This is a genomic window from Patescibacteria group bacterium, assembly GCA_004297215.1.
Lineage (GTDB): Bacteria > Patescibacteriota > Patescibacteriia > UBA9934 > GWF2-40-263 > 2-01-FULL-63-20.
Map to the genome: position 1 here is coordinate 430,727 of SCUM01000001.1, position 19,575 is coordinate 450,301.

Annotated in this window: 18 protein-coding genes; 7 read left to right on the plus strand and 11 right to left on the minus strand. The window is 61.2% G+C overall.

The genetic code is table 11. The features are described from left to right. Positions 1 to 44: 44 nt before the first annotated feature. Positions 45 to 1,205, minus strand: a complete 1,161-nt coding sequence (gene miaA / locus EPO34_02245) for a tRNA (adenosine(37)-N6)-dimethylallyltransferase MiaA (protein TAK03957.1) — start codon at positions 1,203 to 1,205, stop codon at positions 45 to 47. Here miaA and EPO34_02250 point away from each other — a divergent pair. From EPO34_02250 to EPO34_02265, 4 genes are all read left to right on the plus strand, one after another. Continuing rightward, positions 1,189 to 1,554: a hypothetical protein gene (locus EPO34_02250; GenBank protein TAK03958.1), complete on the plus strand. Its 366-nt coding sequence runs from the start codon at positions 1,189 to 1,191 to the stop codon at positions 1,552 to 1,554. The two genes, miaA and EPO34_02250, sit on opposite strands and share 17 nt — an antisense overlap. Before the next feature lie 69 nt (positions 1,555 to 1,623). Next, positions 1,624 to 2,691, plus strand: coding sequence for a hypothetical protein (locus EPO34_02255; GenBank protein ID TAK03959.1), 1,068 nt, complete (start codon positions 1,624 to 1,626; stop codon positions 2,689 to 2,691). A gap of 85 nt (positions 2,692 to 2,776) precedes the next feature. Beyond that, on the plus strand, positions 2,777 to 3,202 hold the full coding sequence (locus tag EPO34_02260) for a hypothetical protein (protein TAK03960.1): 426 nt from the start codon (positions 2,777 to 2,779) through the stop codon (positions 3,200 to 3,202). A gap of 61 nt (positions 3,203 to 3,263) precedes the next feature. After that, complete coding sequence (locus EPO34_02265) at positions 3,264 to 4,166, plus strand: hypothetical protein (protein TAK03961.1); 903 nt, start codon at positions 3,264 to 3,266, stop codon at positions 4,164 to 4,166. A gap of 40 nt (positions 4,167 to 4,206) precedes the next feature. On the opposite strand, the gene thrS is transcribed toward EPO34_02265, so the two are convergent. From thrS to EPO34_02280, 3 genes are all read right to left on the minus strand, one after another. Beyond that, positions 4,207 to 6,003 carry a threonine--tRNA ligase gene (gene thrS / locus EPO34_02270; GenBank protein TAK03962.1) on the minus strand — a complete coding sequence of 599 codons (1,797 nt, stop codon included), beginning with the start codon at positions 6,001 to 6,003 and terminating at the stop codon, positions 4,207 to 4,209. A 140-nt stretch (positions 6,004 to 6,143) separates the two neighbouring features. Then, complete coding sequence (locus EPO34_02275) at positions 6,144 to 7,322, minus strand: hypothetical protein (GenBank protein ID TAK03963.1); 1,179 nt, start codon at positions 7,320 to 7,322, stop codon at positions 6,144 to 6,146. Positions 7,323 to 7,353: 31 nt separating this feature from the next. Beyond that, positions 7,354 to 10,938 (minus strand): DNA polymerase III subunit alpha, encoded by a 3,585-nt coding sequence (locus EPO34_02280; protein ID TAK03964.1) that lies wholly within the window; start codon positions 10,936 to 10,938, stop codon positions 7,354 to 7,356. A gap of 80 nt (positions 10,939 to 11,018) precedes the next feature. Between EPO34_02280 and EPO34_02285 the strand changes: the two genes are divergently transcribed. Next, complete coding sequence (locus EPO34_02285; GenBank protein ID TAK03965.1) at positions 11,019 to 11,906, plus strand: hypothetical protein; 888 nt, start codon at positions 11,019 to 11,021, stop codon at positions 11,904 to 11,906. Positions 11,907 to 12,000: 94 nt separating this feature from the next. Here the strand turns inward: EPO34_02285 and EPO34_02290 are convergent, their stop codons facing one another. From EPO34_02290 to EPO34_02310, 5 genes are all read right to left on the minus strand, one after another. Further along, positions 12,001 to 12,384 carry an endonuclease domain-containing protein gene (locus EPO34_02290; GenBank protein ID TAK03966.1) on the minus strand — a complete coding sequence of 128 codons (384 nt, stop codon included), beginning with the start codon at positions 12,382 to 12,384 and terminating at the stop codon, positions 12,001 to 12,003. 58 nt (positions 12,385 to 12,442) lie between these two features. Continuing rightward, positions 12,443 to 13,915, minus strand: coding sequence for a DUF2779 domain-containing protein (locus EPO34_02295; GenBank protein TAK03967.1), 1,473 nt, complete (start codon positions 13,913 to 13,915; stop codon positions 12,443 to 12,445). An 11-nt stretch (positions 13,916 to 13,926) separates the two neighbouring features. Next, complete coding sequence (locus EPO34_02300; protein ID TAK03968.1) at positions 13,927 to 15,060, minus strand: Fic family protein; 1,134 nt, start codon at positions 15,058 to 15,060, stop codon at positions 13,927 to 13,929. 84 nt (positions 15,061 to 15,144) lie between these two features. Further along, positions 15,145 to 15,612: a tryptophan-rich sensory protein gene (locus tag EPO34_02305; protein ID TAK03969.1), complete on the minus strand. Its 468-nt coding sequence runs from the start codon at positions 15,610 to 15,612 to the stop codon at positions 15,145 to 15,147. A 55-nt stretch (positions 15,613 to 15,667) separates the two neighbouring features. Beyond that, complete coding sequence (locus EPO34_02310) at positions 15,668 to 15,937, minus strand: hypothetical protein (GenBank protein ID TAK03970.1); 270 nt, start codon at positions 15,935 to 15,937, stop codon at positions 15,668 to 15,670. 282 nt (positions 15,938 to 16,219) lie between these two features. Here EPO34_02310 and dcm point away from each other — a divergent pair, with 282 nt between their 5' ends. Continuing rightward, positions 16,220 to 17,581, plus strand: a complete 1,362-nt coding sequence (dcm, locus tag EPO34_02315; protein TAK03971.1) for a DNA (cytosine-5-)-methyltransferase — start codon at positions 16,220 to 16,222, stop codon at positions 17,579 to 17,581. Between the two features lie 7 nt (positions 17,582 to 17,588). On the opposite strand, the gene EPO34_02320 is transcribed toward dcm, so the two are convergent. Next, positions 17,589 to 18,449, minus strand: coding sequence for a hypothetical protein (locus tag EPO34_02320; protein TAK03972.1), 861 nt, complete (start codon positions 18,447 to 18,449; stop codon positions 17,589 to 17,591). On the opposite strand from EPO34_02320, the gene EPO34_02325 reads away from it, so the two are divergent. Further along, positions 18,277 to 18,894, plus strand: coding sequence for a very short patch repair endonuclease (locus EPO34_02325; GenBank protein ID TAK03973.1), 618 nt, complete (start codon positions 18,277 to 18,279; stop codon positions 18,892 to 18,894). The two genes, EPO34_02320 and EPO34_02325, sit on opposite strands and share 173 nt — an antisense overlap. Before the next feature lie 9 nt (positions 18,895 to 18,903). On the opposite strand, the gene EPO34_02330 is transcribed toward EPO34_02325, so the two are convergent. Then, positions 18,904 to 19,536, minus strand: a complete 633-nt coding sequence (locus EPO34_02330; protein ID TAK03974.1) for a hypothetical protein — start codon at positions 19,534 to 19,536, stop codon at positions 18,904 to 18,906. Positions 19,537 to 19,575: the final 39 nt, after the last annotated feature.

Sequence of the window (19,575 nt, forward strand, 5' to 3'; positions counted from 1 at the left end):
GTGAAGGAGTTAAAACCGTCGGACATATGTCCGACGGTTTTCCATCACCCCTGCAAACCCTTGCCCACCCCTGCCCACTCCTCTATCAGCCCCATTGCTTCTTCGTTTCCCTTCACCCAGTTGATCCGATCATCCCGCTTGAACCAGGTCATCTGGCGCTTGGCGTAGGCGCGGGTGGCCTTTTTCGTCTCTTCGACCGCGGCGGCGAGCGGGGCCTTCCCGTCGAGGAAGAAGCAGATCTGACGGTAGCCGATGCCGCTCATCGCTTCCGTATCACAGCCGTATTTCGTCTTGAGCGCGCGCACCTCGTCCACGAGGCCGTGCGCGACCATCTCTTCCACGCGCTCGTCGATGCGGCGGTTCAGTTCTTCGCGCCCCACCTCGAGGCCGATCTGCAGCGCGTCGTACTTGGGGTCGCCCTTCGTGAGCTGCTGCGAGAACGGCTTCCCCGTGGCAAGCGTCACTTCGAGCGCGCGCACCACGCGGCGCTTGTTGTCGCGATCGATGACCTCCGCGCCTTCGGGGTCAAGCCGCTTGTACTCGGCGTACAGGTCGCCAAGCCCCCGCGCGTCGAGCTGCGCGCGCAAGGCGTACACGGGCGGCGTCTGGGCATACGTCGGGTTGTCCACGATCGCCTTCACCCACAATCCGGTCCCGCCCACGACGACCGGCAGCTTGCCGCGCTTCAGGATGTCCGCGATCTTCCCGTCCGCATATTTCTTGTAGTCCGCCACGGAATACGGCTCGTCCGGGTTTGCCAGATCGAACCCCCAGTGCGGGACGCCTTGGATGACCCGAGATTTCCCTCCCGGAAACAACGCCGAAATCCCTGCGGCCTGAGGCCTGAGGCCTGAGGCCTCATCCCCAGCCGATTTCGCCGTCCCGATCTCCATCCCGCGATACACCGTGCGCGAATCCGCCGCGAGCACTTCGCCGCCGAACCGCTTGGCGACCTCAAGCCCGAGCGCGCTCTTTCCCGAGGCGGTGGGACCCACGATGACGATGATCTTCGGCATTGGTCCCGGCATGCCACGAGGATACCGCGCCCCGCGACCCCCATCAAACGGCAGGACTTGACACGGGCGGAACCATCGGTTAGAGTGCGTCGTTCCCTCCCACGAAAGGGGGCGCGCCATGCGCACCTCGGAACAACCGATCGACCTCGGATGCCACCGGGTCAAACGACAGGTGCTCGCCTGCAGCATCGACGCCGAATACGGGTTCTGCCGGTACGACGACGGCACTCTCGCCCTGGTGCTCGACGTGCGGCTCCCCCGCGGCACCGACGAGGCCGAAGCCTACGTCTGGCTCGCGTCCATGCGCCTGGTCGTGCGCGCTCGCGACAAGCGGGTGCTGCTCGACGCCGGGCAGCTGCCCGGCCTCATCCTCCACGGGCGCAGCGGCGACGACATCGAGTTCACCTTGGCCTTCGGACCGCTTCCGAGCGACGTCATGGGATGCCCCGGCGCCCGGATGTCCATCGAGACGACGGCACAGCGGGGCGGAATCCTCTACGGCAGCCCGATTCCCCCTCTCCCTCCCAGCCACGCCTGAACGCGTGGTCTTTTTATTTCTTCCCGTCGCCGCTCGTGTGTTATCATGCTTCAAATCGTTATCCCCACTATGGCAAAGAAGATGAATCCAGACGGTCCTGCGAGGAACGGCGGCCGGGAGTCGACGCGAATCGGCATCCCGAGCACGGTGTCGCAAGGGGAAAAGACCGACTTGTTCGATACGTTCCAAGTGATGCTGGAACAGACGACGACCGATGAAAAGATGACGGACGAGATGAAGGCCGAAACCTACTCGAACCTGCTCGAAGAGGCCGGGAGGCGCAGGGCGGAGGCGGGGCGCGAGGTGGCAAGCGTCCGCATCAAGATGGAGGACACGAAGGACCTGCCGCTTCCAAAAAAGACCATCGATGGGCTGTTGAAAAAGCAGGAGGCCGAGATGCAGGCATGGCTGGCCAGGGAGTCGGAATACCGCACGGCGGCCGAAAAGATCCGTTCCAGCCTGCTGGGGAATTTCGCGCGTCAGCTCACCTCGGAAAAACTGCTGGAGCTCCGCCTGCTCGACCAAGGCCATGTCGCGGCCGTTGCGGACCGGATCATCGCGCTCGAAGCCGAACAACAGGCCCTCGCCGAACAGTCGGAAAAGGCGAAGAAGCTGATGGCGAAGATCGACAAGGAAGAGCTGGCCTACGCGGAGCTCGGGCGTCGGTTCCGCCAACTCAAGGATCGTGCCGATGTGGCCGGCCTCAAGATCGCGCAGGAACGGAAGAAGCTCGATCGAGCCCGCAAGGAGATGGAAGCGGAAGCGAAGGAACAGGAAGAGGAACGGATCCTTCAACGCGCACCATCGCGACTCCGCAAGGGCACCAAGGTCCTGAAAGCCCCCGAATCGGACACCGTCGTGGACGAGGCTCCCCGGACGCTGACGGAAAGCCGCGAACGCACCGTGGAGCTCAAGCGTCCGAAGACCGTTGTGGACACCGCCCGAGACGAGGCTCCGGTGAGCATGACCGAGGAGAACGACACCTTGCTCGATCAGGGTCCGGCAACGGTCGATGAGGAGACCGTGGGCACGGACGAAGACGAGCCGGTGCACACGGCCGTGAGCGTCAAGGAAGAACGGCGAGGAAAGAAACAGGCAAAGGGCCTGGGAGGATGGATCAAGGGGTTGTTCAAATGACCCTGAAGTCATGGATCGGAACGGGGCGGACGCTTGACGTCCGTCCCTTTTTCGGCTATCATTGCAGGCGCTCAAAGAGGTACACGTGAAAGAAGTGACCGATCTTTCGAAGGTGCGGCACGCGCGGCTCATGGCGTCGTGCAGCAGGCGGCTGGTGAAGGTCAGCGATCCCGTGGAGGAACGGAAGGAACGGACGCATGGCGTACGCATCGTCCTGACCTTCCGCGAGCTGACGTTCCTCCCCTATCCGTTCCTGCGCGAGCTGACCATGCTGCTGGTGGATCCGGCGCTGCACCCGAGGATGCTCTGGCGGGCGAAGCTGCTGCTTCCCGACCTCAGCGACTATGCCGATGCGGGAGGGCAGCGCGCGGTGACGCTTCGGACCCATGGGACGCCTGAGCCGCGACGGCTCACGCTCCACGGCATGGTGGTGCTCACCGCGGGCGACCGCGAACTCCTGTCGTGCCGGGCGACCGCGCGCAAGATCGCGCGCGGCAACGCCGGCCGCTGACTCCGAGAACCTCGGAGTTTTTTCTTTCCCGTGGTAGAATGGGGGAAATTATCCCCACCCTATGGCACGAGGAGACAGCAGCGCGGCGCGCGTCGAACGCGCGGAACCAAGCGTGAAGGCGAGGCGCGAACAGCCGCCGCCGCTCAAGCCGGCGCTCGAGCGCCAGCGCGCCCTCAAGCTCCTGAAACGGGAATCGGAGGGGACGGACAAGAAAGCGCTCGAGGAGGCGCGGGCGAAGATCGAGACCGTCACCAGGACTCCCGCCCAGGATACGCGCCGGATGAGCGCGAGGGCGGCAAAAGAGATGGACCGGCTCACCCAAGCGCGGGCAGAGCTCGCGCGCCTCGCAGAAAAGACGGAAGGAGGCGCGGGAAACGCCGCCAAGGACCAGGTCATCGCCCAAACGACGGCGGACAAGGATCGGGCGATTGCGGTTTCCGCCAAACGCCTGCTTGAGAACTTTTCCGACGAGCTCACGGCCGCGGAACAGGATGATTTCAAGGAGATCGTGAGGGCCTGGAACGCGCGGGAAACGGCGGCAAAGAAGGAAACGGCGGCAAAAAGGGAGGCTTCGAAGCCGTATGCCCCTTCGCAACAGGACCGCGTCATGATGCTCGGCAACGAGATTGAGGACCTAAAGGAAGGGATGTCCGGTCCGGGCCTCAAGCAAGTGCGCGAAGAACTCGAGGATCTCGGCGTGAACCCGGACGTGGTGCGCATATCGCGCTGGAAACGATTCGCCACCGGCGCGCGGGCCCTGTTCAAGCCCCGCATCACCAAGCTGATGGCGGACTACCAGGACCTGCTCGACGACGTGGAGCGCAAGCAACGGGCCTTGGACGAGCTCACGCGCAAGGAACCCAGCAAGGAACAGCTCGCCCATCACCGGGAGACCGTCCGTGGACGACGAGACACGGCGCGTCAGAATCGGGCCCAAGAGTTCAAAGGACGCAAGGGGTTATAAGAAAACAGGGCCTCACGGCCCTGTTTTCGTTTCGCAATCCTTACGCCGGCATCCTGGCCGCGTCCGTCGCGCGCGCCACGAGTTCGGCCTGCGGCATGGCGAGCGCCTCCTCCGAGCCGAACACCTTAGCCTGCAGGTCGCCGCCTTCCGCTTCCTTCCCTCCGACGACGATCGTCCATGGCACCTTCATCAGGGCCGCGTTGCGGATCTTCTTGCCGAGCTTCTCGTCGGAGGCGTCCACCTCCACGCGGATGCCGGCCTCGGACAGGTCGCCCGCGAGCTTCTTCGCGTGCGCCACGTGGTCCTCGCCCACGGAAGCGAGGCGCACCTGCACCGGGGCGAGCCACATCGGGAACGCGCCCGCGTAGTGTTCGATGATGACGCCGAGGAACCGCTCGACGGAACCCAGGATGGCGCGATGCACCATCACGGGGCGCTTTTTCGTCCCGTCGGAATCCGCGTATTCGAGCTCGAACCGCTCCGGCTGGTTGAAGTCGAGCTGCGCGGTGGCGAGCTGCCACGTGCGGCCGATCGCGTCGGTCGCCATGAAATCGATCTTCGGGCCGTAGAACGCCGCCTCGCCCACGCCCACCTCGTAGGCCTTCCCCATCTCCTTCAGGAGGCCTTCGAGCGCCCCTTCCGCCTGCTGCCACAATTCCGGCGAACCGAGATACTTCTCCGGCTTCTCCGGATCATGCACGGAAAGCTGGATGGAGAGCGACATGTCGAACGCCTTATAGAACCCCTCCACGATCTTCGCGATGTCCGTGAGTTCGTCCTTCACCTGCTCCGGCGTGCAGAAGATGTGCGCGTCGTCCTGCGTGATGCAGCGCACGCGCGTGAGGCCGGCGAGCTGCCCGGTATTCTCGTCGCGGTACACGGTGGTGTTTTCCGCGAAACGCACCGGCAGGTCGCGGTAGCTGCGCGGGGAGCTCGCGTAGATCTGCGCGTGGTGCGGGCAGTTCATCGGCTTCAGCACGAACGGCTCGTCGGTCTTCTTGCTGGTGACATGGAAGATGTCATCCTGGAACTTGTCCCAGTGGCCGCTGGTCTTATACAGGTCGGCCTTGGCCAGATGCGGGATCCAGACGCGTTCATAGCCGTACTGGCGGTTGAACGACCAGACGAATTCCTCGAGCGCGCGGCGCATGGAGGCACCCTTGGGGGTGAACAGCGGGAGGCCCGGGCCCACGAGCGGCGAATAGGCGAACAGCCCGAGCTCGGCGCCGAGCTTGCGGTGGTCGCGCTTCTTGGCCTCCTCAAGCATCGTCAGGTACGCGTCGAGTTCCTTCTTCGACGCGAACAGCACGCCGTACACGCGAGTCATCTGCGGGTTCTTCTCGTCCCCGCGCCAGTACGCGCCCGAGACCTTGGTGAGCTTGAACGCGTCGCTCACTTCGGACGCCTTCGCCACATGCGGGCCGCGGCACAGGTCCACGAAACTGCCGGTGTGATACAGGCTTGCCATGTCCGCGCCTCCTCCGACGTCCTGCATCTCTTCCGGACGGATCTTCGTCGTTCCCTTCTCCTTCAAGTCTGACAGGAGCGACACCTTGAAGTCCTGGCCGGCCTTCTTGAAGAACGCGATGGCCGCTTCGATGGGCATCTCCTCGCGGCGGAACGCGTCGTCGCGCGCGACGATCTCGCGCATCTTCGCCTCGATCGCCGCCAGGTCTTCCTCGGAAATAGCACGCGGCAGCGACAGGTCGTAGAAAAACCCGTCGTCGATGACCGGCCCCACCCCGAGCTTCACTCCCGGGTACAGTTCCGTGACCGCGGCCGCGAGCACGTGCGCCCCGGAGTGGCGCATGGCGAAGAGCTTATCCTGTTCGTTCATAGCGGGAATTTCGGAGAAAAAAGCATGGGTAGCGTACTTGAAACGGTCGGAAGGGTCAAAAGGGTTTGAAGGGTGAAGGAAACAGCCGGCATATGCCGGCTGACCTACACTCTTAACGACCCTTCAAACCCTTCAAACCCTCATTCCACTTCCACGATCACGTGGTCGGGAAGGCGCGGGGCCTTGCGGATGAAGGGCGGGAAGAATTCCACGGTCACCTCCTCGGCGATCCCTTCCCCGACCAGCAGGGCGCGGATCTGGTCCGCGGTCTTGCCCGTGAACCGGCTCGGGGCGAGCGCGGAACTGTTGGTGGACGGGACCGAGGTGCCGTCGAGATACACCTTTACCGTGGCCGTCTCGCCCTTGAGGTCGGCTTTCTCGACCGAGGTCTGCAGCGCCTCGAGGTTGACGTCGTGGAATTCACGGCCGGGCTTCAGCTGTTCGTACAGCTTGCGCTCAGCAAGGTTGCCGGCCCCTTGGCGGTCGTAGAAGGCGCCGATCACCTTCACGTCGAGCGTCAGGTCGAAACGGTCCGTCTCGGTCCCCGGCTCCACTGACGCCTTCTTGCCGGTCACTTCCACGGCGAACGATTCGCCAGTGAACACCGTGCCGGCCTGCGTGCGCAACGCGGCCTTCGCGTCCGCGGCGACCTGTTCCTTGAGCTCGGTCTCCGCCCGCGCGATGTCCTCGGCGGAAACCACCGACACGGTCCTGGTCCCGCCCGTGAACGGGCCTTTGGTCTGCGCGTAGATGAGCGACTGCAGGGAAGACGGGAGCCCGGGAATGGTGAACGTCGCCTCCTGGACGTCGAAGGTGCCGCCGGTCTGGTCGGCGTACGCCGGGGCGTCCACGCTGCCGCCCGCCGGGACCGTGACCTGCGCGTCGATGCGGTACAGCTTGCCGTCGGGGGTGAGCAGGCGCGTGGTCTTCACGAGCGTCTGCGAGCTCCCGGTCTTGTTGAACAGGGTGACCGTGCCGCGCGAGGTGCCCACGACCTCCTTGCCGGCGCCGGCCGGCTTGAAGGAGCTCGTGCGCGACAGGCTCGTGGCAAGCACGCGTCCGCGGATCTCGTTCTCGCGCGTGGGCGTCTTCACTACGTCCAGGATGAGGTCGGCCTTGACCGTCTCCCCCACCGGCTTCACGCGGATGCGCGCCTCCACGGTGGAGACGTACAGCACGACCGCGAGCACGACGCCCACGAGCACGACGAAGGTGAGGGCGATGCGCCGGTACAGCTTGAGCGAGTGCATGTGGGACGGAAGCGCTTCCTCCTCGAGGACGCGCTTGCCGCCCCGGGCCGGTTTGGCTTTGGGAGACATGGCGTGGGGGTCAATTGTCCACAGGATAGCACTAAACCGCCTCCCGCACCACGTTCTGGCGGCCGACAAGCTGCGCGAGGCTCCCCACGAGGTCGTCCGTGACCGTCACGCAGTAGTCGGTTTCCACCCGCCGCACCCCGCCGCCGGCTTCCACGAGGAAACAGACCCGCTCCGTCCCCGGGCTCGCTTGGATGATCTCGCGCAGGGCGGCGACCATCTCCTGGTCCGGCTTCCCGCGCAGCGCGATGGAAAGCGACCCGCGATGCAGCAGCGCCGTCTTCACCTCCTCCATCCCCCCTCCAAATACCGGCCGCATCTTCTTTTCTTCCCCTTCCGACCCTTTCGACCCTTCAAACCCTTCCGACCCTCTTTCTGCCACCCACATCCCCCGCTCCAACATCTGCGCAAGGCTCGCGGCCTCCCCTTCTTTCACCACGATGAAGGAATTGGCGAGGAGCTTCCCTTCCTCCCCGTCGCGCTTTCCCACCTTGGCGGACACGAGGATCACCTGGTCGGGTGCTAGGATCGCCTTGAACTCGGCCCAGGTGCGCGGGAACACGATCGCTTCGCACTTGCCGCCCATGTCCTCGATCCCCACGAACGCCATGGCCTCCCCTTTCTTCGTCATGATCTCCTTCACGCTCGTGACGAGCCCGCCGCAGCGGGCGAACGCGCCGTCGGCCATGCCGGCGACCGAAACGCACGGCACGAGCAGCGCCCCCATCGTCTTCGCGACCTCCGCGTACGGATGCGCCGACACGTACAGGCCGAGCAGCTCCTTCTCCCAGGCCAGGATCTCCCGCATGGTGGCGGGGGCGGCGGGCCGCAGGGTGAGCGCTTCGGCCATGGCGCTGGGCGCACCGGCGAACAGCGACCCCTGGTTGGCGCTGCGCTCGCGCTCGCTCGTCTTGTTGAGCATCAGGATGCGGTCCACGTTCACGAGGAGCCGCTTGCGCTCCCCGAGCCGGTCCATGGCCCCCGACATGATGAGCGCCTCGAGCGACTTCTTGTTGAACGCGCGGTGGGTGACGCGCTTGGCGAAATCCGCCAGGTCCTTGAAGGCGCCGTTCGATTTCCGTTCCCCGATGATGGACGCGATCACTTCCTCTCCGAGGTTCTTGATGGCCACCAAGCCGAAGCGGATCGTCTTGTCATCGACGTACGTGAAGGTGGACAGCGACTCGTTGAGGTCGGGCGAGAGCACCTCGATCCCCATGCGCTTGCACTCCTTCACCGCCTCGGCCACCGTCTCGAGGTCGGCGCATTCGGCGGTCATGAGCGCGGTCATGTACTCGGCCGGGTAGTTGGCCTTCATGTACGCGGTGTCGTAGGCGATCATGCCGTAACTCGCCGCATGCGCCTTGTTGAACCCGTACGCCGCGAACGGCTCGATGAGCTTCCACAGCTCCTGCGCCTTCTTCTCGGACAGGCCGTTTTGCACGAACCCCTTGAGGAGCTTTTCCTTCTGCGCGGCCATCTCTTCGGGAATCTTCTTTCCCATCGCCTTGCGCAGCTTGTCGGCCTCGAGCCACGAGTAGCCCCCCAGCTTGATGGCGATGAGCATCACGTCGTCCTGGTACACGATCACCCCGTAGCTCTGGTCGAGGATCTCCTCCATGCGCGGATCGAGGAAGGTCACGAGCGACGGGTCGTGCTTGCGGCGGATGTATTCGGGGATGGACTCGATGGGGCCCGGGCGGTAGAGCGCCACCATGGCCATGATGTCCTCGATGCGCTTGGGCTTGAGGTCCGTCAGGTACTTGGTGAGTCCGTCGCCGTTCAGCTGGAAGGTCCCCATCGTCTTTCCGTCGGCGAGCAGTTCGAACGTCTTCGCGTCGTCCACGGGAATCTCCTCGAGCACGATGTCGATGTCCTTGGTGATCTTCACCAGCCTGATGGCGTCTCCGAGGATCGACAGGTTGCGGATGCCGAGGAAGTCCATCTTGAGGAGCCCGGCCGCTTCCACCGCCTTCATCTCGTACTGCGTGATCACCTTGCCCTCGCGCGTATCGACCTGCAGCGGGGTGTAATCGGTGAGCGCGGTGGGCGAGATCACGGTGCCGGCCGCATGGATGGACACGTGGCGCCCGCACCCTTCGATCTGCCGCGCGAGGTCGAGGATGCGACGCACCTGGGAGTTAGTGTCGTAGAGCTTCTTGAGATCCGGCGCCTCCTCGAGCGCGCGCTCGAGCGTCATGGGGAACCCCTGGCTCCCCTCGGGCACCAGCTTCGCGATCGCGTCCACGAACGCGTAGGTCTCGCCTAGCGCCCGGCCCACGTCGCGCACGGAGCCCTTGGCGAGCATCGTCCCGAACGTGCAGATCTGCGCCACCTTGTCGGCCCCGTACTTGCCGCGCACGTACTCGAGCACCTCGTCGCGGCGGTTGTCCGCGAAGTCGGCGTCCACGTCGGGCGCGCTTGGGCGCTCCGGGTTCAGGAACCGCTCGAACGGCAGCTTGTACGTGAGCGGGTTCACGGTGGAGATGCCGATCGCGAAGCTCACGAGCGACCCTGCCGCCGAACCGCGGGTCGTCGTCACGATCCCGTTCTTGCGACTCCACTCGATGTAGTCGGACACGATGAGGAAGTAGGGCGCGAACCCCTTCTGGGCGATGACGGAAAGCTCGTAGTCGATGCGCTTGGCCACCGCCTCGTCGACGGCGACGCCCTTCCCGACGATCTCCGCGTACGCGCGCTCGCGCAGCACCTGGTCGAAGGTCTTCCCCTCGGGGATCTTGAAGTCCGCGAAATTCCATTTGCCCAGGTCGAGCGTGACGACGCAGCGGTCGGCGATCAGCCGCGTGTTCTCGATCGCCTCCGGGCAGTCCGAGAAGCGGTCCTCCATGTATTCCCCGCTCACCATGGACGCGTCGTAGTCGTACTGCGCGAGGCGCTCGAAATCCTCAAGCGTCTTCTGTCCCTTGATGCAGTTGAGGATCTTCCAGGCCTCCACGTCGCCGGGCTTCAGGTAGAACGTGTTCTTCGTCGCGACGACCGGAACGTTCAACTCCCGCCCGAGCTGGATCATCTGCGCGTTCACCGCCTCCTGCTCCGGGATCTCCGGGCGGTCCACCAGCTCCAGGAAGAAATTCCCTTCGCTGAAGATCGAAACGTATTCCTTGATGAGGAGGACGGCCTTCTCCTTGTTGTGTTCTTTCAGTGCTTCTTCGATCTCCCCCATGTGGCCGCCCGAAAGAGCAATGAGCCCCTTCGCATGCGTGCGCAACACTTCCTTGTCGATGCGCGGCTTGTAATAGAACCCTTCGAGGAACCCGATGGACGAAAGCAGCACGAGGTTGTGATACCCCTCGTTGTTCTCCGCCAAGAGCACCAACCGGTTCGGCTTCGTGTCGATGCGCGCACGCTTGAGGTGCCGCCCTTCCTTCGCGAGATAGAAGTCCACCCCCAAGATGGGCTTCACCCCCGCCTCCGTAGCCTTCTGGTAAAACTCCACGGCCCCGTACATCGTCCCGTTGTCCGTGATCGCCACCGCGTCGTGCCCCAGCTTCTGGACGTGCTTCAACAGCGCCTTCACCTTGGGCAGCGCCTCAAGCAAGGAGTAATGGGAGTGCACGTGCAAATGCACGAATTTGGACTTCTGCCCATCGACCGACATGGGGTGAGGGTAACACGGGTCCACCCCTTGACCAAGGCCGGTTTTTCCGCAAGAATTCCCCAGTCTCATCGGAGGTCTCCATGGACGACATCCCGACCTTTATCCAAACCATCGCCGTAGGCGGCGGCGTCGCGCTCGTCGTGATCATGGCCGCTCGGCCGTCGTCGCTGCGCCGCATCGCGGCCTGGCGCATCGGCGGTTTCCATCCGTTCTCCCCCAACTGGATTACCGCGTGGAGCACGGTCATCACGCTCCTGGCGCTTGTCCCCTACTCCGTGGGAAAGCCGACCCTCGCGGTCGGGCTCGGGGTGTTCGGCGGACTGCTCGACCGCATCGACGGGAGGAGCGCCGCCGCTTGCGGCAAGACGCTCGACGCTCCGTCGCTGTGGCAGCGGGCCTATCGGCTTCGTCACGGGGATTACCGCCTCGTGGCGGGCGGACGGACCGCGCAAAAGACGAGGTTCTTCCGAAGGGTGCCCGACACCCGCTTCGGCCGCTGGTGGTTCGAGATGAACTTCGCCGGCGGCACGGACCTCGGCAAGGTATGGGACCCGTTCCAGGACAAGGTGCGCATCTTCTCCGTGACCGCGTTCTTCGTCTGGTACGGCCAGGTGCCGCTGTGGCCGGTGCTGGTCCAACTCGTTCCGGAAATCCTCGGCACGCTCCTGCGCCGGCCGTTCGACCTGCTGAAGGCCTACCATCATCCGGACCCGAAGGCGACCTTCGTGGGCAAATGGAAGACGCTCGCCCAGTGGGGCGTGGTCGTGGCGGCGATCCTCCTTGACCAAGGCTGGCTCGACCCCGCCATGCTCGACATGCCGGATGGCCGCTTCCTGCTGGGCAACCTCACGAACTTCGCCACGCTGTTCGCCATCGCGAGCCTCCTATCGCGCCTGCGGTTCGTCCGGCAAAACCGCGCGCTCGGGAACGCGATCGAGACGCTTGACCGTGGCATGAGCCACGACTGAAACCCCGGCCTGATGTCGGGGTCTTTTTCTGTCTGAAACCGCAAGGGTTAGGCGTTAGGCCGATGAGTCTGGAGATAAGGCTACACAGACCCCCTCATGCTCCCCCTTTCCAAGGGGGAGGTAGCTGGCAGGTGATGTGCAGCCGCGAAAGGACTTCTTCCGTCGCATCAAGGACCTCATCGTTCATGAATCGGACGACTCGGAAACCGAGATCAGCTAAATAGGCCGTGCGTTCCTCGTCGTGAGCCACTCCTTCAGGCGTGAAATGGCTGTCTCCATCCACCTCCACGACCAACTTGAGGGATGAACAATAAAAATCAACGATGTAGGGCCCAATCCCGAACTGGCGACGAAACTTGAGGCCGCCGACTTGGCGGTTTTGCAGATGCCTCCATAGCTCCTGCTCCGCCTTCGTAGAAGCGTGGCGCAAATCCCTCCTCCGTTCGTTGAACTCTTGTCTATTCGTGATAGACGGCATACGCGCTATCCTCCCCTTGGAAAGGGGAGGCATGGTGGGGTCTGCGAATTCAAACCACCTATTCCTTGCTCGCCTTCACAAACGCCTTGTAGATTTCCACCATGGCCAGGGTATCGAGCTTGCAGTAGGCGAGGAGGTCGCGGCGCAGCGCCTTTTTGCGCTTGGCAGTGGTGCGCGGATCCGTGAGCTCGGGCCATCCGGCCGCGGCCATCTCGCCGTTGCGGACGTTGAGGCTGCCGTAGGAAAGGCTCGGGACCACCACGGGGAGCACCTTCTTGAGGCTGGCGCTCCCTTCGAAGCGACTGTCGAGGTAGAGCCCGCGCTTCACCACCTGCATGAGGTCGTACATCCGCTCGTTGATCGAGCGCAGCGGTGCGCGCAACGACGGCACCAGGCGCGCGAGCTCCTCGTTGCGACTGGCCTCGAACCGCTCGTTCCACACGATCACGCTTCCCGCGCTTGCGATGTCGCGCGCGAGCGCGGCGGCCACGGGCCTCGCCGGATCCGTGGACGCGTCGTGCAGGAACTCCTTGTGCTCGAGCCTTCCGCCGGGCTTGCGCAGCACGTGCAGCGAATACTGGAACACGGCCTGCTGGTAGGGCCGGTACCCGTCGAAGTCCGGAATGGCCGAGGCGAACGTCTCGTAATCGAGGAAATGCAGCGGATACTCGAGCTCTGCGAACTCGCGCGCGAGCCCCTCGCGGTCGATGTTGGCCGCGGGCTTCTTCGCGCGCGCTCGCTTGAACGCCGCGGCGCCGCCCAGCGACTCGAGCAGGTCGGGCGGCACGTTCTTGGGCGCGATGACGCCGCGCGCGAGCAGCTCGCGCAGCCGCGCGCGCGGGAGGCCCGGCGCGATGGCGTACACGTCCTCGTGCAAGATGGTGCCGGCGTACAGCGGCAGGTACGGGCAGGACCCAGGCGCGGAGCAGGCCTTGAGGAGATCGAGCCCGGCTTTCGTGGAAAGCGCGAGCGTCTTCTTCGCGCGCGCGATCTGCGTGCGCGCCACCGGGAGCGCCGTCTTCACCTCCTGCGTGAGGTTCACCGTGGCGAGCACGCCGAACGGGTCCACCTTCCCCCGGCGCACGTACTGGTTGTTGACGTGCACGAGGAAGGTCTTTCCCACGCGGATCCCGGATTCCTCCAGGCAGACCCGCTGGAACGCGAGGTCCATCACGTGCGTCCCCTTCTGCCCCGTGGACGACTTCACCTCGTACAGGTCCCACGAGCGCCCGCGCTTCACCAGGATGTCGCAGCGGCAGGTGATCCCGTTGCCCGTGAAGGTAGGCTGGAACAGCACCGTCGCCCCGCCCGCGATCGCCGAAGCCGTGTTGCGCGCCCCCGCCTCGTTGAACCCCGCGATCTCCACCCCGCGCGGGAACAATTTCTTCGCGAACAGGTCCACCTTGTTCCCTTCGTCGAACAGCCGCTGCAAGGCCGCATCGATCGGCGGCAGCAGGTGCGGCATGTTCTTCACGAGCCACAGCTGGCAGGAACACTCGAGGAACTTGAGGAAGTTGGATTTGGTAAGCATGAAGTGTCTGATTATGTGCCGTTTTGCTCGAACAGCTTGAGGTACTCCTTATGCTTGTAGGTCTGGCCGTAGCGCTTCTCTTGCGGGTGGAGGATCCCTTCTTTGACAAGCCGACGGGCGAGGTTATATGCCCCTTGGCGCGAGACGCCCGCGACTTCCTCGATTCTCCGCGCGTTGATGATTGGCGACTTATACAGCTCCTTGAGCACCGCCAGAGCCCCGACGCTCGTCTTCCTTGGAAGCAACGCGATCGTTACCATGTCACGCTCGCGCAACATGACGATGGCATCACATGTTGCGATCGCCTCGGTCGCCACCTCGATGACGCCTTTCAGGAAGAATTGCAGCCACGCTTCGACGGATCCCTCCCGATATTCATCAAGACGTTCGAAATACGCCTTGCGATGCTTCTTCAGGAAGGCGGAGAGGTACAGGACCGGCCGAGCCAGGATTCCCTGTTGGCACAGGTAGAACGTCATGAGCAGGCGACCCATCCGCCCGTTCCCGTCGCGGAACGGATGGATGGTCTCGAACTGCGCGTGCGCGATTCCCGCCTTCAACAACGGCGGGATCTCCTTGGACTTGTGGAGGAACATTTCCAAGTCACCCAAGGTCCGCAACAGCTCATGTGCCGGCGGCGGCACGTACCTCGCGTCGAACGGGCTCGTCCCGTCAATCCAGTTCTGGTCATTACGAAACTGGCCGGGCCTCGGGTCATGGTCGCTGCGGGCATCCGTCATCAGCACCTCGTGCACGTCCTTAAGAAGCCGTAGCGTCAATGGAAAATCTTTCAATCTCTCCAATCCGGCATCCATGGCCTGGATATAATGCAGGATGTCGTCCACGTCCTGCGGCAGACCCGGGACTTTCTCGATTTCCGCCTGCAACGCATCGCTCAATTTCGCCCTCGTGCCCTCGATCTGGCTCGAATAGGCCGCTTCCTTCTTCACGTACATGAAGATGAAGAAGCCGATATCAGGCAACAGCTTGGTGATGCCATCCAGCTTACCTAGACGCAACGTAGCCTCGGCAAGCAGCCGGATTGTCTCAGGCTGCGTAACGAAGGAAGCCCCGCCCGGTGGAAATCGGTCAGGAATGAAGGCTTTATATCCTTCTTTTTGCTTTACATTGGCCCCGATTCGCATACATTGACATCTGTGTTATCAATGTCAATATTTAGACACTTTTTTTGACTTTAGTCAAACACATGTCAAGATCCCAACTCGGCGTCAGCCGTTCGGCCGCCAAATGGCAAAGGTGAGGTAGGTCGCGAAACAGACCCAGGCGAAGTACGGCGCGAGGAGCCACGAGGCGGCGCGTGAAGTCGGGCGGACCTGCCAGATGAGCCAGGCCACGTTCGCGGCGAGCGCCGCGGACACGAGGACCGCCGGACCGACGAGATGCAGGCCGAAGAACGTGACGCTCCAACCGACGTTGAGCAGGCCGTTCACGACGAACCCGCCGATGACCCGGCGGAATTCCCTGCCCCGCCTGGCATGCGTCCAATACACGATGATCGAAACGGCCGCGAGCACGAACAGGACCGTCCACACCGTGCCAATCACGTTCCCGCCCGGCGTCCACGCCGGCACCTGAATCGTCCGATACCAATCCATCCCCCGCGCCGTCACCAAACTCCCCGCCAGGGCGGTGAGAAAGACGAGGGTGACGATGACGAAGTTCGACTTGGTGAGCATGGAAACAATGATACACCGTGAAACGAAAGGCGGCACCAGATGGTACCGCCGAGCACTACGCCTTTTCGTAGAAGGTGAAGGTGTATTTCATCTCCGGCTGTTTCACGACGAGCCAATGCGTTGGCCCCAGCCCGTCGACCATCGTCTTCCCGATCCCCTCTTCGGAAACCGTGTACCCGACGACGCGGTCGTCGAAGTCTTTGCAATGCCTTTGCCCCATCTGGACCGCCACTTCGATCGGCCCGCAGCCCGAGCCGATTGCCTTGTATCCCCCAAGCTCGTCTTCACGCAGCGGAAAGATCGTCTTCGTCCGATTCGGCTCCATAAAACTCCAAAACTCTCCCGGAACGGAAGAGTTTGATGAGGTTACTTCTTCGAACAATGGCTGAAAGTCCTGAGCGTAGTCCCTTAAGCTTCTCACGGGACGGAGTCGAAGGACGGGTCAAAGGGCCGATTCCCTCGCTGCGCTCTGGATAGTATTCAGTTGTGCCCTCACGTTAACGGCTGAAAGTACGAAGGTCAAGAATGCGCAATATTGTTAAGTAATTTTCTGTGGATAAGCGGCTTGTATTTTGATGCTTTAGGGTTGATAATTAATACAACCCATATGAACCTTGGCGGCGCAATCAGATCCGCAAGAGAGGAGCTCGGTGTCGGCATTAAAAAACTTGCCGCCGAACTTGATATCGATTACTCGCACCTGAGTAAGATCGAGAACTGTCACATCAAGCCGTCAAAGGACCTGCTCATGCGACTCGCTTATGCGCTCCAAAAAGACGTCGACGAATGGCTGATCCTCTCGGGTTGTCTCCCAACCGACATCGCCAGGGCCGCCGCTCAGGACCCCGCGGGATTTCTAAAAAACCTTAGACGTTCTAAATACTGTAAACCTGAAGGAGGGAGTGTGATGAAAAAAAATACGCGAAACCCAGTCATCAGTCTTTTCACCGGAGCGGGCGGAATGGATCTCGGATTGGAGGAAGCGGGATTCGATACCGTGCTATCCGTTGAATTCAATCCCGTATTTCGTCAGACGATCCGCCTGAATCGTCCTGATTGGAATCCGGTCGACGACCATAACGGCGACGTGACGAAAATCTCCGTCGATTATATTTTGGAGAAAACCGGTTTAAAACCGGGCCAGGCCGCGCTGGTCGTCGGCGGCGCACCCTGTCAGCCTTTCAGCAATCTCGGCTCAAAGAGAGGCACGGCCGATTCCCGCGGAACGCTTTTCCAGGATTTCATCAGAATCGTAAAAGGCGTCAGGCCAAAGGGTTTCATCTTCGAGAACGTGGAGGGTCTGACACAGGACAAGCATAAAGGAGTGATCTCCACTTTGGAGAGCGCGTTTGCGAATCTCGGTTACCGCGTGTCCTCAAAAATCCTTCTGGCCGCCGACTACGGCGTTCCTCAGAAACGAAAACGCCTTTTCGTCATCGGGGTCAGATCCGGAAAAAATGCTCCGTCCTTCCCCGAGCCTACGCATTCAAAAACCAACGAGCCTGGAAAAAAGGCATGGGTTACGGTTCGTGAAGCCTTCGCGAAGATTCCGAAAGAACGTTTGAACCAGAATGATTGCCATTCCATGAATCATTCGCCTGGCATGCTAAAGCGACTTTCCTTGGTTCCAGCAGGAGGAAACTTTAAGGATCTCCCGAAACGACTGCTCCCCGATTGCTGGAAAAGCGGCAAGTATCAGGGTCAGGATACCTTCGGCAGGGTCAAGTGGAACGAACCGTCAGTGACCATCCGAACCTGCGGATATAATCCGACAAAAGGACGATACATTCATCCGTCCGAAAACCGCGGTCTTAACACGATCGAGATGGCCGTATTGCAAAGTTTCCCGATCGATTACAAATATTGCGGCGGACTGAAGACAGTCGGAGAGCAGATCGGCAATGCGGTGCCGCCCGGTCTCGCAAAAGCAGTGGGCCTTTCCATGAAAGAAGCGATCGGCTTAGCCTGAAGCGAGCTCATTTGCGCGTGGAGCGATCAAAAAAATCATCGATGTCCGATAACTTCCTGATGCATGAAATCCCGTCGACAGCTCGAACGGATTCCGCGAACACGTTCGTGATTGACGAAATCGCCGCCGTCTTTAATACGGCCTGGTCGGGTCCCGTAGGTTCCGTGTTGGTAAGCGCGTAATACTTGGTCGAAAAATCGATTTTCCAATAACGCGTCTGCAAGTGCGCCGTGAGAGCCTTGATGATGTTCCCTTCGTGGACGAACTGATAACGCCGGTCGGGACGGACCGACGTCTTGGCCGAAACGACGAATTTCATCCCGTCGAACGGGCATCTGCCGACGAACTTCTGATAAAGCCTGTCTAAAAATTCAGCGGTCGTTTCGTCAAACGTCTTGATGGCGGGTTGCGAGAAGGCGGCAGCCGCGGATTCACGATCGATTTTTCGCAGATCCAGGCAAACGAAGTCCGGGTTGGACATCTGCAGTTCGATGCCCTGCAGTGAGAGATGATCCTTGAGCTCACGGATCCTTGAGCGGACGTCTTCATCAAAAAATTCAGTGAACTCCACGGCGCTCACGTTCGGGATGGTGAATAGGCAGAATTTCCCGGATTTCTTGGAGAGGTTGTAAAATCTTGCCGCCAGAAGCATTTCGAACCACTCTCCCCTCGCGTTATTAAACGCGTTCGAATTGATGGCGACGCCGATCTCGCTCGCTTCCTTCCTCACAAAGGCCTCGATCTTTGCCAGAGCCTCCTCGATGTCGCAGTCTTCCGGAATTTCCGGAAAAACGGCAGAGATGGCCTTGACCCTCTTAATCTTCCATGAATTTCCTGAGGTCTGTTCGAGCGTCCTAGGTGCTGGCATATTAGCCAGAGTCTATCCGCTCCACCCGAAAAAGGCCATGGATATCTTTTCTCCGAAAAAACGCAGTGAAATAATGTCTGCGATCCGCAGCAAGGGCACGAAGCCGGAAAAGACCGTCTTCCGTGCGCTTCGGGCTAGCGGTATCTACTTCCGGACCCACTACAAGCGAGCCGTCGGGACGCCGGACATCGCCTTGCCCAAAAAGAAAATCGCCATCTTCATCGATGGTGATTTTTGGCATGGCTACCGCTACCCTGCCTGGAAGCGCAAGCTCAAGCCGTTCTGGAGGGCGAAGATTGAACGCAACCGGGCTCGTGATAAACGCACATTCGCGAGGCTACGACGTGATGGATGGAAGGTGCTGCGAATATGGGAACATGAGTTGACGAAATCCAGAGCGGAGACGACCATCCGACGGATTGCCGAATATCTATCCCACATTTAGAATCGATGTTTAAGCAGCCTTTACGACCTGTACTACCTTTCCAGCAATGAAAAGATTATCGTCTGAGTGTAGGATAATCGGCGTAAAAGATTCGGTAGATTCAGGCACAAGAGTCATCGTTTTGTTTTTCTTATCCAAACGGACCTTTTTAATTGTTGCGCAGCCGTCGATCACACTAACGACATAATCGTTGTCTCGTGGAGTTTTCTCTGTTCGATCGACTAGGACCAAGTCTCCATTTTCAATGTTTGAACCTTTCAGATTTGCTCTATTCATTGAGTTTCCGACAGCGCGAATTGCAAAAATTTTTCTCTGACCGACAATCCGTTTTGATACTTTCAAATAACCCTCGACTTCATCATTGGCAATGATTGAGGCCGTGCCACAATTCGCGGCACCAAAAATGGGAACTGAAATAAAATCTCTAGAAATCTTCTGAGGATTTGCAAGAAGATATTCTCGATTGAGAAAATCCGCGGTAATCAACCCGCGTTCCTGAAGACGAGTGAGATGATGTTTGACGATTTGGGGCGCGTCAGGAGCGCCAACAAGGCCTCCGATTTCACGCAGGGTTTTTCCAGACAGCCGGCGAGTTTTGGCCAGGTCGAGCAACTTTTTCTGAATTTTGTGAATGGGTCCCATATCGCGATGATAATGGAGTGGTGCAAAATAGTCAATTTG